This is a genomic window from Novipirellula herctigrandis, from assembly GCA_007859835.1.
In the GTDB taxonomy this organism is placed as follows: Bacteria; Planctomycetota; Planctomycetia; order Pirellulales; family Pirellulaceae; genus Novipirellula_A; species Novipirellula_A herctigrandis.
This window is the reverse complement of sequence record SJPJ01000001.1, coordinates 8,446,464-8,461,107: the sequence shown is the minus strand read 5'-3', so window position 1 is coordinate 8,461,107 and position 14,644 is coordinate 8,446,464. Positions and strand designations below refer to the sequence as shown.

Sequence of the window (14,644 nt, the reverse complement as noted above, 5' to 3'; positions counted from 1 at the left end):
TTCCGCGGCGTGTCAGGCCGCTGCACCATCGCCACCCGGTTCCCAACTGATCGTCAACTTGACTTCCTATTCCCCATCACCACGAGTACGGACGGGTATTGGGCTGAAAATCGTTCCGACAAGTGTCTGTAATGCCGCATAGAGGTTAGCCATCCACTACGCTAAGTAGAGGATTTGAATACGTCGTGCGGACAAAAACTCGATCGGATTGTTATGAGAAAACACGCCAAATGTACCGTGGTCATCGCTGGAGTTCTGTTCTTTGGTGGCTGCGGCGCGGACGCTCAGGAGGAACGCGCCGCAAGTTTGAAAACAACGACCAACACAGAGGCGGATGTGCATCAAAGTCCAGCGGGTGATTGGCGTCAGTTTCGCGGGCCAAATGGGATGGCCGGTTCCCAAGGCAGTACTGAATCGTTGGCACAAGTACCGGCACAGTGGAATCAAGGGAACATTCGTTGGCAGACACCACTGCCAGGAGCAGGGGCGTCGAGCCCGATCATTGTTCGGGATCGAGTCTATGTGACTTGTTACAGTGGCTACGGAGTACCAGGTGCGGAACGTGGCAATCTTGCTCAGTTGAAATTGATGCTCGTTTGCGTTAATCGAAAATCCGGCGATATCCTTTGGACGAAGTCGGTCCAGCCCTCGCTTCCAGAGCAGGAGACCATTCGCGACGAACATGGATATAGTTCGAGTACGCCAGTCGCGGATGACAAGAACGTCTACGTGTTCTTCGGGAAGACAGGCGTATTTGCGTTCGAGCAAAGTGGCGAACAAAAGTGGCATTCCAACGTCGGATCGCGGCTCAACGGCTGGGGAACTGCTGCGTCACCGGTCATTCACGAAGACTTGCTGATTGTGAATGCGAGCGTCGAAAGTGATTCCGTAGTTGCTCTGAATCGGAAGACGGGCGAGGAAGTGTGGCGGACCGAGGGCATCCGCGAAGCGTGGAACACGCCACTCTTGGTCAAAAACCCAATGGGTAAGACCGAATTGATCGTGCCAATTTTTCAAAAGGTCTTGTCGCTTGATCCTGCGACAGGGGAACAGAATTGGACATGCGATACCGACATTCAGTGGTACATGGTACCGAGCCCCGTTGCACATGAGGGAGTGGTGTATTGCATTGGTGGTCGATCCGGAGACTCGCTGGCAATTCGCACCGGTGGTAGCGGTGATGTCACAGCCACGCACCGGCTATGGAAGACGAATAAGGGATCCAATGTCTCATCGCCCATTTTTTACGATGGCCATTTATACTGGGTTCACGATCAGCGAGGCATTGCGTATTGTGCTAACGCAAACACCGGAGCCATGGTTTACGAAGAACGTTTGCCACGGGTTGGGCAGGTCTATGCCTCACCGGTTTTGGCGGACGGAAAGATTTTCTTTGTTGCACGCGACGGGCGTGTCGTCGTGCTCGCAGCTGAGCCAGAATTTACACTGCTTGCGACCAACGAGCTAGAGGAACGGGGTCGGTTTGATGCAAGCCCCGCTGCATCAGGGAATCAGTTGTTTCTTCGTTCCAACCGCTTTCTATATTGCATCGGGGCGGATAAGTGACCATCTCGTACGACGCCATTGGCATCAGTCAGGTCCCCATGCGAATTCATTGCAAACAAAGAAAGGAATTGGTCCCGCAGAGAGAATCCATTTTTCAACTTGGGTCAGCCAATTTGTTCGTAGGTTCAAGCAACACGTTCAAATGACGCCCCAGCAATTCATTCTGCATACTGGCATGGAATCGGCCCGACGAATGTTGGTGACGACCGACAAGAGCGTCTCGTTAAATCGCCTTTGCATGCGGCGTTTCGGATCAAAGCTATTTGGCACGGCAATTTAAACGCCACACCGGGATGACACCGACAATGTATCGGCAAAAACGCCAACACCTCATCTCAACGATGACGCCACATAGACGTCCCAGTCAAACGATGCATCCCGCGAAGTGGTTGTCGACGGTAAGAAAACCGAAACAGGGTATGCTTTAGCGGAAAAAAATGACTGTTTGCCAGAAGACGCGTCAGAGCTTGATTCATGAAGGAAATCTGGTAGCCGTCGGTAACGAATACTTATATCCTATACAATTGCATTCACACGCAACCTAGCACTCACATTCCTACAGTTCGACGGAACCATGAAAAACAACACGCATTACTGGCTCACCACGTTCGCGTTGATATTGATCACGTCATCGGGCAATCACGCCATCTTCGCTGCGGACGCGACCACCGGAAAGCTGCCTAACGTGGTTGTTTTCCTGGTCGATGACCTGGGATATATGGACGTTGGTGCGAATAATCCGGATTGCTTTTACGAGACGCCCAATGTCAACCGTCTTTCTAATTCGGGGATGCGTTTTACGGATGGCTATGCCGCCAATCCGGTTTGCTCGCCGACTCGCTATAGCTTGATGACGGGAAAGTATCCAACGCGAGTGCAGGCCACTAATTTCTTTTCTGGGAAACGCGGTGGCACCTTCAACCCCGCACCGCTGAGCGACAAGATGCCGCTTGAGGAAATTACCATCGCGGAGGCGCTAAAAGAGAAGGGCTACGCAACGTTCTTTGCGGGCAAGTGGCACTTAGGCGGCAGCGAGGAGTACTACCCACAAAGGCAAGGTTTCGACGTGAATGTCGGCGGATACAGCCGAGGCGGCCCGTACTCGGGCAACAAGTATTTCTCACCGTTTAAAAATCCGCAGATGAAAATTGACAGCCCCGAGGGCGATCATTTGCCGGATCGCTTGGCACGCGATACGGCTGCCTTTATCGAGGAAAACAAAGACAAACCTTTCTTAGCGTATCTCGCTTTCTACTCGGTCCACACGCCACTGATGGGACGCCCGGACTTGGTTGCGAAATACAAAAAGAAAGCAGCGAATTTCCAAGGTGTGGAGTTCGCGGAGGAAGAACAGGTATTTGGAAAGGGCACGCGCAAGGTACGCATCCTGCAGAATCACGCGGTGTATGCGGCTATGGTTGAGGCGATGGACCAGGCCGTCGGTAAGGTTTTGAAGCAACTCAAAGATTCGGGAGTCGAAGACAATACCATTGTTATCTTCACTTCGGACAATGGCGGGTTATCGACTTCCGAAGGTAGCCCGACTAGCAACTTGCCACTACGTGGTGGCAAAGGCTGGGTCTATGAAGGCGGCATTCGTGAGCCGTGGATCGTTCGATATCCCGGCGTAACACAACCCGGCTCGGCATCCACGGTCCCGATTTGTTCCATCGACCTTTTCCCTACGATCGCGGCGGCAGCGGGCGTCGACGTGCAACATTCGGTCGACGGGATCGACATCCGACCGGCACTTGAAGGGGGAACCATCGATCGCGAGGCGTTGTTCTGGCACTACCCGCATTACAGCAACCAAGGCGGAATTCCCGGCGGGGCAATTCGCGTCGGCAAATACAAATTGTTTGAACGTTATGAGGATGGTCGTGTCCATCTGTACGATCTCGAGGCGGATCTTAGCGAATCGAATGACTTAGCCGACATCTTACCTGAGCGGGTAGATCAAATGCGTAACCGCTTGCACGACTGGTACCAAACCGTTGACGCCAAATTCTTGCAACCAAAGGAAGGCAAAAATCCTTGGAAACCCGCACGCGTCAAATAGTGAGTCGGCGAGCGTTTTGATAGGAAGAAATTAGGATGAACACCATCATGAAATGCCAACAACTTTCGGTGATCATGTCGCTGGTGATCGCGTGTACGTTACCGGTCAATACCTTGTTTGCCGAGGGTCCAAATTTGGTGCCGCCACCGCACGATCACACTGCAAACTACTGGTGCACTTGGTACGCCCAGAATTATTGGATCGGCCGTGGGACGGACCTGCAAAACCTTCAAGGGGTGACGAACCAAGCGGCCCGCGAGGAACTGAAGGAGGATGCGATTTTCAATGAAAAAGACGGGTGGGCTACGAACTATTTGAAACGCGGACGAGAAGACTACCTTTTCTTGATTGATCACGGGTGGCAGACCAAAGACGCTTCGAAACGGATTGCGGGAGGTCCTGCGTTCTTTAATCTTGTTGCCCAGGAAAGTGATTTCCCGAGGTACTTCGGACTTGAGCCCAAAGAAGTATTGAAGCGATTCAACGAGGACATTAAAGCTCTGGGGTGGAACTCGTTGGGGATTTGGACTCGCGGAGATGTTACGATCGAACAAGCCCGGACGTTTGTTGAATGGTCAAAATACGCCGGTATCACTTATTGGAAAATTGATGGTGGGGATACGAAAGAGTTCAACGCATACAAGGCGAAGGAAGAAATCGATCCCCGTTTGGTTCTCGAATACGTGACTGGAGCCGGAGGCAACATCAACCCTAAATGGGAACAGAACTTAGATTCCTATCCTTCGGTGTATGACATTGGGGGGAAGCTCCAACAACCGATGCTGCGTTGCCTGCAACACTCGGACACGTTCCGTACCTACGATGCGTCACCGCTGTTAATGTCCGTTACGACGCTGCGTCGAACGCACGACATTCTGAAGCAAACGCAGCAGCAACCCAAGTACCGAGCTATCCTGAACGTCCAAGACGACTGTAACATCGCGATCGGTCTCGGTGTTCTCGTTGCGAGCAAGCGTCACCCAAACATCAACGAACGAACGCTTCAAGGACGCGATCTGCACCATCAACTCTCTGGAAAACGGCGTATGCAACGACGCATCAATGAAGCAGAACGTTTCGGCCGTTGGGCTCGAATTGCACCCGCATTCCCAGCCGGCGACGGCGTGTACCTGTCCTCGGATTTGGAATTGATCGATCGCTGTGAGTTCACTCCATGGGATACTTGGGCGTCGAATACCTATGGGAAAGTGGTTAGCCAGAGTGCTCCGGCGATCATGGCTCGTAACATGCCGCTGCCGAAAGTCGAAATCGACGGAATGCCACCTTACGTCTGTGCCACCACTTATCCCAACGGACCAACGGGCATTGCGTGCGAGGGACGCGTCAGTATCGACGATCAATGGTTCCATCCGCGTGCGAAGGTGACTGTACGGATTAAGGATGCGTCCCAACCGATCGGCATCGTGGGCCACTACGACCGACTCGTGCTCGAATTTGCCGACAGCATCGAGGATGTACGTTACGTCTGGGCTCAAGATTTGTTATCCGACGAAGCGGTCGACATCAAAGGCAAAGTCAGGATCGATGGAGCTAAGTTATCTATTGACGGTGCGTTCATCGACGAACTGGGGACTTTTGCCGGAGACAAAGGTGACAACTCTGCACCGGGTATGGTTCTTAAGTTGGAAGGTGGCACGCTTCCTGTTGCCGACGAAGATTATACCCCTCAGGTTTCCCCGGTCACGCAGGCAAAACGGCGCCAGTTTAAAATCACCAAACAAGCGGACGGCTACTTTGGCAAAGCCCAGTTGTCACGGTCGCCTTATGGTTACCGTGTCACTGCGTCGGGGCCTGCTCAGGTTGTGTTGAGGGAGTTGGAGGAGGCGGTTACCTCGGGCAGATTTTCGATTACTTGGAAGATGAAGCCAGCAAACCGTGCAGCAACCAAGAATGGCATGATTGTTTTGTCTAGCGACGAGGATGCCAATGCGGCGTTGTGTGGAGGCAGTTGGATCGGAGCAAATGAAATCACACTTTTTGAGAACGATTCCGATTGGGGAAATGATCATTCTCGATCCCTAAACACCCATGGCGAACTGAATTGCCGAGTGGACGTCGATTTGGACCTGCGGACCGCCACGTTGACCGTTAATGGTGATGAAGTCGAGATTGCGTTTTCGGAATCTGTGACCAGTATCAACTACGTAGGATTCGGCGTTCACAATGCGGATACACTGTTCACGGAGCCGAGGATTATCCACCGATAATGACGGGGCGGGCTCCGAAGTTTCCCTCGGCAGCGACCTTCAAGCTCATAACTCATGTGTCCATTTGGGGATCAGGCCACCTGGTAGCGACCATGAGGTCGGTATTCGCGATCTGGAAGACCAATTGTCGGAACCAACGAATGCCTACGTAGCAACGAATAGTCAAACGTTGGGACCGGGGGATAGACCGGCGGCAAGTTGCTTTACTTAATAGCTGGGATGTGGTGCGAGTCCCATGGCATGGGCGTTGGTCGTCCTTTTGCCAATCCATTGCGTCTGCGATTTGCAGTTGGCGAATTCTTGGTGAAGCAACGCGATATGGCGATCTCCATGATCTGCCGCTGGCCCTCGATGAAGCGATAGTCCGCGAGCGATATGAACGAATGTGTTCCATGGCGGCAGAAAACCAACCTCGCGCGAGTGCATCACCAAACCCACAGCAACCCAACACGCTATTCTTTTTCTGCTGATTGCCAAAAGATAGCTTCGCACATCTGACTGGTTTGCGAGGTAGCTGTATAATCCCGATCCAGTACAACGGTGCACTGCCATTCAATTCATTATGCTTCACGAGGAAACCATGGCGAAGTCACGCATATATGCCTTACTATCATCGGTTCAAACCATCCGTCGTTGCCGCAACTTGTTTGGGCATGACGTTGTCAAGAGGTTCGTCGCAGCCACTCTGATGACCAGCCTCTGTTTGACTTATGGAGTACAAATCCAAGCAGAAGAGCTTACCGGCAAGGTCGATTTACTCGATTTCTCGACTTCGTTTGAGCCATCTGAGGATCACCTGCCGCTGGAAAACACGGTCGAAGTGACTGATGGACGTGAACAGACACAAATGAATGTTCAAGGCAAAGTTGCTAACTCACTAATGGATCGGATCGAAGCAGTTATTGCCAATGTCGAAAATCCACCCAGAGAAACAGCGGTTTGCTTAGCGGACGGTGATGCAGCATCCAAATGGCTGGCGTTCAAGAAGAATGCTTCGTTGAGATACAAACTGACGAATCCCGGTGAGGCCGTCCGCTATACCCTTACGTCAGGAAACGATTTCCCAGGGCGTGATCCTCGCGATTGGCGATTGCTCGGATCGGACGACGGAACTTCATGGACGACCCTGGATACTCAAAAGAATCAGAAGTGGGAAGATCCTCAGCGCGGGGTCACGAAGAGCTACAAGGTTTCGTCGCCTAGACCGTACCGGTTTTATCGCCTTGATATTTTCTCAAATCATTTCGGGGACATGTTGCAGTTGGCCGGATGGGACCTCATTCCGGCAGAGGACAAGACCAAAAGGTCTTCGCCAATGACGACAAAAGTCGGCTCAGGTCCATCGGGTGGTTACAATATGAAGCCTCGTGCGGGGTTCACCGGAATGCATTCGCTTAAGTACGCTGGGAAGCATACCGCCGACGGTCGTGGCTATGCGACAAACCGAATTTTCGACGTCAATATTCCGGTCAGTAAAACGACTCGGCTTTCCTATTGCATCTTCCCCGAACTCACGGGAAATGATTTGCAATATCCTTCGACCTATGCGGCGATTGACTTGCGTTTTTCCGATGGAACGCAGCTTTCAAGTTTGGATCCTATTGATGCCTATGACGTTTCCGCGACCGCACATGGCCAAGGCTCCGGAAAGGTGCTCTATCCAAATCAATGGAATCAAGTTCGAATCGAGCTTGGTAGGATCGCGAAGGGAAAGACCGTTCGCGCGATCCAACTATCGTACGACAACCATGGTGCGACCGACACGACTGAGTTCCAAGGATGGATTGACGATATCAAGATCGAAGCTACTCCCAAGAACATTGATGGTTCTAGCCTAACGCATTATGTCGACACTCGTCGCGGAACAAATTCGTCCTCTGCTTTTTCACGCGGATCAAACGAAGCGATCACGACGATTCCGAACGGATTCAACTTCCTGGTTCCTGTGACGAACGCAGCGGCATCGTCGCGTGAATACTCTTATCAGCAAGACAATGATGACCAAAACCGACCACGCTTTGAAGGACTCGGGATTTGTCACCAACCAAGCCCATGGATGGGAGACCGAAATCAATTTTCGGTGATGCCCGTTGCCGGCGATGCGACATCAGAATCCGCTCCCAGCGGTGACCATCATCTTCGTGCCGTCACTTTTCGCCACGACAATGAGACTGCACAACCAGACTACTATCGTGTCGATCTGGACAACGGTGTCCGGGCCGAGATGACGCCAACGAGTCGCGGTATGTTGATGCGTTTCCGTTTTGTTGGCGACTCGGGGCATGTCGTGTTGGATGCACCTAACAGTGATGGAAACTTTTCGATCGATCCGTCAACCGGATCCGTGACTGGTTGGGTCGACCATGGCGCCGGTTTCCGTGTTGGCCAAAGCAGAATGTTTGTTTCTGGCACCTTCGACCAAGTGCCAACAAAAACGGGGCTCGCGCCGGAAGGACGTTTGCTCACCAAGTATGCGACGTTTGACACAACGGACAACAAAACAGTGACACTGCGGCTAGCGACTTCGCTAATTAGCCTGGACCAGGCAGCAAAGAACTTGGAAATGGAAGTCGGCGGTCAGGAGTTTGATGTAATCCGCGAGCAAGCTCGTAAGATTTGGAATGACCGACTCGATGTGATCACAGTCGAAGGGGCTTCCGAAACCGAGTTGGTGACACTCTATGGTTGCCTTTACCGGCTAAACGTCTACCCAAACGCACACTTCGAAAACACGGGAACGCCAGAGCAGCCCAACTACAAGTATGCCAGTCCGGTGAGCCCGCCCGAGAGCACCAGCAGCCCCACGGAAACCGGAGCGAAGATCGTCTCGGGAAAGATGTATGTCAACAATGGTTTTTGGGATACCTATCGCACGACTTGGCCGGCCTATTCGCTGCTGTATCCAGAGATTGCAGCAGAGTTGATTGACGGTTTCGTGGATCAGTATCGCGATGGTGGCTGGATCGCACGCTGGTCTTCGCCCGGCTATGCAAACATCATGACTGGTACGAGTTCCGATGTGGCTTTCGCTGATGCATACCTGCGTGGTGTTAAATTGGTTGATCCGTTGGCGACGTATGACGCGGCAGTAAAGAATGCTGCGGTCCCATCGGACAATCCCAATGTCGGCCGCAAGGGTCTGACGACGTCCACCTTCCTCGGCTACACGCCAGCGTCTGAACACGAAAGCGTTTCCTGGGCTACCGAAGGCTTTATCAATGACTTTGGTATTGGCAATATGGCCGCAGCGTTAGCCGAGGATCCAGCGACGCCTGAACATCGGCGAGCCCGCTTGCGAGAGGAACGCGAATACTATCTGTCCCGTGCGAAGAATTATGTGAATCTGTTTGATCCAACGATCGAGTTCTTCCAGGCCCGCAAGGCCGACGGCCGCTTCGATGTACCTGCGGACCGTTACGATCCGACGCGATGGTTTGGTCCTTATACGGAAACCAACGGTTGGAACTTTGCTTATCACGCACCTCAAGACCCTAATGGCCTTGCGAATCTATACGGTGGAAAAACAGGTCTTGAAAAGAAGCTGGACCTTTTCTTCTCCACACCCGAGACTTCACTTGGTCCGATTCACGAAGAAGTCGAAGCCCGCGATGGCCGTTTCGGTCAATGGGGCGTCAGCAATCAAGTGAGCCATCACGTGCCGTTTATTTACAACGCTGCCGGCGCACCAGCGAAGGCCCAGAAGATCGTTCGCGAGGCACTGCAGCGATCATTCACGGGATCCGAAATCGGCCAAGGCTATCCCGGCGATGAGGACAACGGTGAGATGTCAGCTTGGTATATTTTCAATGCACTCGGGTTGTATCCCATGCAAGTCGGATCAGACCAACTTGTGGTCGGTTCGCCTTTGTATGAAAAGGCCACGATTGATTTGGGCAATGGCAAATCGTTAGTGATCAATGCCCCGGGGAACACATCGAAAACGGTTTATGTACAGTCACTTGAAGTGAATGGCATACCGCATACAAGCACGACGATCAACTCGGAGCTTTTCCAGGCTGGCGGAACACTTGATTTTCATGTGGGTCAACGGCCTTCGCAGTGGGGCACTGGCTTGGGTGACGGACTACTATCGCTCACAACGGGGGATACGGTTGCGAGTCCGTTAGCCGATACGATCATCGCGAGTCAAGTGGATGTGGTGAGCAACGGCGGCGAAGACATGGGTGAATTGATCGACAATTCGTCGGCAACCCATGTGGAATTCACACACGCAAACCCAGCAGCAACCGTCGTCTATCGTGAAGGCCAGCCGCGACCGACCTTCTACACGCTGACTGCGGGATCGTCCGATTCGGACCCTTCGTCTTGGCTGCTCGAAGGCAGTAACGACGGAAAATCATGGACCGTCGTCGACAAGCGGGAGGGGCTGACTTTTTCACACCGTCGTGAAACAATGCCAATGAAGATCCAAAACCCTAAGGCATTTCAGCAGTTTCGCTTCACGTTTTCGTCGGCGGATGAAAAGATTTCTCTTTCCGAGATTGAGTTGCTAACGGACGGCACACAGCCATCGATCAAAGGTGACGCCTTGGATCAAAGGTGATCTGGTCGCTAGCCACCGGTGCCCCTGGAAATACCCGCGGCTAGCGTCTTGCGGCTCACATAAGAGTGCGTCAATTCACACTCACGAGACATCGCCCTAGTCCGTAGAACAAGCGCAACTTGGCCGAGCAACTATTGCAAGGTGGGAAAGGCGATTTCACCCTTCAATTGAGCTTGGCCGCCTTCGGCCTCGTAAACACCATAGAAGTTCGATAACGAATCGAGCCATACTGTGATGCGGTGCATTTCTTCGTCACTCAATTGAACATCGTAGTGACCCGCCTTAAGAAGCTCGTACAGCTTTGATGCGCGAGCACCAAACTTGCCTGGCGTCGTTCGGTAGTGGTCTCCGTAACTCCAAAATGCATAATCGTGAATTAGGCTATCGTAGGACTGAAATACGGTGGTCAACTTTGGACCGTTTTTGTTTGCGGTCAAGTTGGCTTGGACAAGTCCCTTATCCAGCGGCGGCGCACCGTCGTTAGCTTTCTCGGCATGGCAAGCCACACACTTGGCATCGAGCACCGGTTGGACCAAACGTGGGTAACTGAACGGGTTGGTTCCGTCGACATCAGGCGTTGGCGTGGATGGCTTTCTCTTAAATGCAAGCGGCGAATGCATTGGCATTAGCGGCGCACGATGCTTTGGTTCGTGGCAACCGGCACAGAGTAAACGCTCGCCCGGTTGCACCCAAGTGGCTGAACGCATCGATTGGATTGCAAGTCCATCTTGGTCAAGAGCTTGGAAATAGACTTCCTTGAGCGCTGGTACTGTAAAGAAAGCACTGCCGTCTTTTTCGACCGGAACCGTACCCAAGACACTGCGGGCAAGGTTGTTGGAATCGCGGGCCTCGGCAATGCGTCGACCCAGTTGATGCGGACTGAGTCCAAAAGCCGATGGATTGGAACTGGGATATATTTGATAGATTCGTAACGCCTTAATTTCCGTCCCTTCGGGCCAGGGCAGTTGGCTGTCGTAGACGTCGATGATTGCCATTGTCCCGTTCTCGGGCGGATGTTGTGCTAGTCGTTCACTTTGATCTGCGACAACGGGCGGGGTTTTGCGTGGGCGAAGTGGAAGAGGGCTTAGACAAGCGGTCTCTGAATCACGATGCAGCAGAATCTTGTTGCCGAAAGCGTCAACGAGGTAGATGCCATAGTCGCCCGCATGGTTGGGATTGTTCTGTCGCGCAGCGACTTCTCGCATTTTGGCGTCGTAGACGCAGAGATAGTACTTTTCGCTCAGGGGCCAAGGTGTGCCGTACGCTTGACGTCCATTCTGACTCTCGGGAAAACCGACATCCGGGGTAATCCGCTGGACCGGTGCCATCGCGTCGTCATCGGGAACAAGTGGATCAACAATGACGAGCGAACCATAGGATTGCCCGTGGTGAGGCGCAGCGGTGCCGACGATTTTATGAGAACGGGGGATTGCACGCAGATCCATCTCCATGTCTGCTCGCTCGGCTTTCACCGAAAAGTTGCCATGAAGTGCACGCGAGTCGCGTCCGTCTGGTGTCATCAGCCAAGGATGATGAGCGGTACAGCCATGCCGGTCCACGTAGTCCCAGCGCGTGTATAGAATCATGCCGTCGTTCGTAACGCTCGGGTGCCATTCGTTGTTCTCATGCGGACTCAACAGCCGGATATCAGAACCATCCGGATTCATATCGTGAACCGTGTACGACGGACACGCACGCCCGCAGCGAAGATAGCCGCCACGTCGTTCCGAAACGAATGCAATCCGCCCGTTAGGCATAAAGCAAGGATCAAAATCGTTGAACGTGCCATCTGTCAACTGTCGCAGGTTCGATGTTTTGAGTTTTTCGGGATCGATATCCATCGAGAACAAATGGTAACATCGCCCACGACTCCAATGCCCGTTAACGGCGTGGTCGAGATGGGTAATGTGATTGGTGTCACCATCGCACTCGACGTACGCAAACATTACGGTACGGCCGTCGAATGAGAGTTCGGGTGACAGTACGCTGCCGTTATCCAACCGATTGCCCTGCAAACGTCCGCTGGTCACAACGGTCTCGCTAAGCAGGTCGGTCTCCGTTGGCGAATCACTAAACGGATTGTTCAGTACAAAAACACCACCGCCTGCAACGGCGTTGACCCCATAGTACTGATCGCACATGTGGTTGAATGTCGCTCGATCCCGTTTGATAAATAGCAGCTTGTCAAAGTTCAAAAGTGGGTTACGGAAAGCAATTCGCCGCTGTAGCGATGCCACTTGATCAAAGATCCCTCGGCGTTTGGATTCGCGATCAACTGCCGTTAGATCGGCTTTCTCTCGCAAATTGGCTAGATTCGCGGCAAGCTTATCAAGCTGTGGTGCGTCGGGTATTTCGCGAATATCGGTGAGCAATGCCTCAGTTCTTCGCAGCAGAATGTCGAGCGGATCACGATCACTGCGTTTGATCAATGCTTCATCGCAAAAAGTCTCGTCAGCGAAAAGCTCGAATCGCTCGATATTCTTCAAATCAGCGAGCAGAGTTTGGTACAAATCCTCCGTCTCGCTGTCGAAATCAATCGTCGCGACACTCTGTTTCGCGTTGGCAATGGTGCCGAATAACAAGATTACCAGGGTTAGCATTAATGAGCTAAAAAGGGATTTCATCTGCTGCTGAGCTCGTACGTGATAGAACGAAATTCGTGATGGAAGCCCCGGACTATTGAACAGGTTGTCCGAGTGCCGCAAGATCCGTGTTAATTTTTCGCATCGTTTCCTCATCGAGGGTAAGATCGCCGGCGGCTGCGTTTTGTTGAATCTGTTCGGGATGGCGTGCTCCGGCCAAGACATGCGTGATGCCGTCTTGCGCCAAAGTCCAAGCGATCACCATTTGCGTTAGATTGCATCCGAGTTTTTCACACAGTGGTTTCCACGACTCAAGCAACTCGATCACTCGCATGCGATTAGCGGGCAAGTACCACGGGTTCCAGCCAGCGTGGGCACGAATGTCTCCCTCTTTAAAAGTCGTCGCCGCCGTAACCTTTCCGGTTAACAATCCCTGTTCAAGCGACATGTAGGTTAGCGTCGATAGCCCCTGTTTCCGGCATAGCGGCAGAACATCGTTGTCCGCTTCGCGATACATCATCGAGTAGCGGAACTGGTCACTGACGATTGGGCCACAGTCAAGATACTCTTGCAGCTCTGGTTCGCTGACGTTACAGACACCAATCGCTCGCACTTTTCCGGCCTCGACCAGCTTTAGCAGCGCAGCCATGGTTTCAGCAATTGGGGTGTTTTCCGGTTCGACCGCCGGCCAATGAACTTGATAAAGGTCAATGACGTCGGTATTCAGATTTTTCAGCGATCGTTCGACTTCGATGGCAATCGTATCGGGACGCAGTGTGCGATAGATTGGACGGTCTTCAAAATCCGCGAAGAATGACCCACGATCGTCATCCCACCACAGGCCGCACTTGGTGGCGATCACAAACTGGTCTCGGCGGCCTTGGATGACTTGGCCCAAAAGTTTCTCGCTATGCCCCCAACCATAGGCGGGCGCGGTATCAAAGAAATTGATCCCTGCATCAAACGCCGATTCGATCGTTCGAATCGCTTGGTCGTCGTCGACTTTGTTTCCCCAACTTTTTCCGCCCCCGACTGCCCAAGCCCCCATCGCAACGACGGATGCATTCAGATCGGATGAGCCCAGTCTTTGGTATTTCATGATAATTCTTCCGTGTATTGGATTTTAGTAGCGACGCTTCATAAAACATGCTCACGCGTTTGGAGCGGGGATGAAGCACATCTTGGGTGGGTACCGACAGGATTCCGTTCGAATCATCTCGGTCAATTGGGGGGGGATCGCACTGGTGGCCCATGATTGAATCAATCGATCAATTAGCACACGCTCAATCAGCAGTATTGCGACGCTGCTGAGCTTTGATTGTAGTTGAAATTCACCATGAAACGCAAGCGACAGCAATGAAAACACTTGGGCAACTCAGTGTTTGATTTTCGGTTATCTGATGCGTAGTATTGGTTCGTTGCATTAACGGAGTGCATTTAACCTTACGGAGATATCTCAGTGACCAATCCCGCGGACGGGGAATTGCTCGCCATGCTGGCGGCGACTATCTGTGGCCTGCTCACCGGTGCGACCGGTTGCACGGCCATTGCGCAGTGGATTCGTAATCAAGAGCCAAGCTTTTGGCATGCGATCGGCTTTGGTCGAAAGCCTCCGACAGCGAATTGCTATCGGTCGTTGCTGATT

8 protein-coding genes are annotated in these 14,644 nt (G+C 52.6%); 6 read left to right on the top strand and 2 right to left on the bottom strand.

All coding sequences use genetic code 11. The annotated features are described in order from the left end of the window. Positions 1 to 213: 213 nt before the first annotated feature. From CA13_RS30530 to CA13_RS30510, 5 genes are all read left to right on the top strand, one after another. Positions 214 to 1,566 carry an outer membrane protein assembly factor BamB family protein gene (locus tag CA13_RS30530; RefSeq protein WP_146403120.1) on the top strand — a complete coding sequence of 451 codons (1,353 nt, stop codon included), beginning with the start codon at positions 214 to 216 and terminating at the stop codon, positions 1,564 to 1,566. A 227-nt stretch (positions 1,567 to 1,793) separates the two neighbouring features. Then, on the top strand, positions 1,794 to 1,994 hold the full coding sequence (locus CA13_RS30525) for a helix-turn-helix domain-containing protein (protein ID WP_146403985.1): 201 nt from the start codon (positions 1,794 to 1,796) through the stop codon (positions 1,992 to 1,994). Positions 1,995 to 2,140: 146 nt separating this feature from the next. Continuing rightward, positions 2,141 to 3,625 (top strand): sulfatase, encoded by a 1,485-nt coding sequence (locus CA13_RS30520; RefSeq protein ID WP_146403118.1) that lies wholly within the window; start codon positions 2,141 to 2,143, stop codon positions 3,623 to 3,625. 47 nt (positions 3,626 to 3,672) lie between these two features. Further along, positions 3,673 to 5,853: a hypothetical protein gene (locus CA13_RS30515; protein WP_419195043.1), complete on the top strand. Its 2,181-nt coding sequence runs from the start codon at positions 3,673 to 3,675 to the stop codon at positions 5,851 to 5,853. 580 nt (positions 5,854 to 6,433) lie between these two features. Continuing rightward, a complete protein-coding gene (locus CA13_RS30510; RefSeq protein ID WP_419195042.1) occupies positions 6,434 to 10,417 on the top strand; it encodes a GH92 family glycosyl hydrolase in 3,984 nt (1,327 codons plus the stop codon). A gap of 131 nt (positions 10,418 to 10,548) precedes the next feature. Here CA13_RS30510 and CA13_RS30505 read toward each other — a convergent pair whose 3' ends face one another. Further along, a complete protein-coding gene (locus tag CA13_RS30505) occupies positions 10,549 to 13,041 on the bottom strand; it encodes an HzsA-related protein (protein ID WP_419195041.1) in 2,493 nt (830 codons plus the stop codon). Between the two features lie 52 nt (positions 13,042 to 13,093). Continuing rightward, positions 13,094 to 14,098 (bottom strand): aldo/keto reductase, encoded by a 1,005-nt coding sequence (locus CA13_RS30500; RefSeq protein WP_146403110.1) that lies wholly within the window; start codon positions 14,096 to 14,098, stop codon positions 13,094 to 13,096. A gap of 360 nt (positions 14,099 to 14,458) precedes the next feature. Between CA13_RS30500 and CA13_RS35895 the strand changes: the two genes are divergently transcribed. Next, a partial coding sequence (locus tag CA13_RS35895; RefSeq protein WP_419195040.1) for a hypothetical protein occupies positions 14,459 to 14,644 on the top strand: 186 nt, incomplete at its 3' end.

Coding starts and splice junctions, on each gene's coding strand:
- CA13_RS30505 (WP_419195041.1), bottom strand. CDS start 13,041: ATGAAATCCCTTTTTAGCTCATTAATGCTAACCCTGGTAATCTTGTTA.
- CA13_RS30500 (WP_146403110.1), bottom strand. CDS start 14,098: ATGAAATACCAAAGACTGGGCTCATCCGATCTGAATGCATCCGTCGTT.
- CA13_RS30515 (WP_419195043.1), top strand. CDS start 3,673: ATGAAATGCCAACAACTTTCGGTGATCATGTCGCTGGTGATCGCGTGT.
- CA13_RS30530 (WP_146403120.1), top strand. CDS start 214: ATGAGAAAACACGCCAAATGTACCGTGGTCATCGCTGGAGTTCTGTTC.
- CA13_RS30520 (WP_146403118.1), top strand. CDS start 2,141: ATGAAAAACAACACGCATTACTGGCTCACCACGTTCGCGTTGATATTG.
- CA13_RS30510 (WP_419195042.1), top strand. CDS start 6,434: ATGGCGAAGTCACGCATATATGCCTTACTATCATCGGTTCAAACCATC.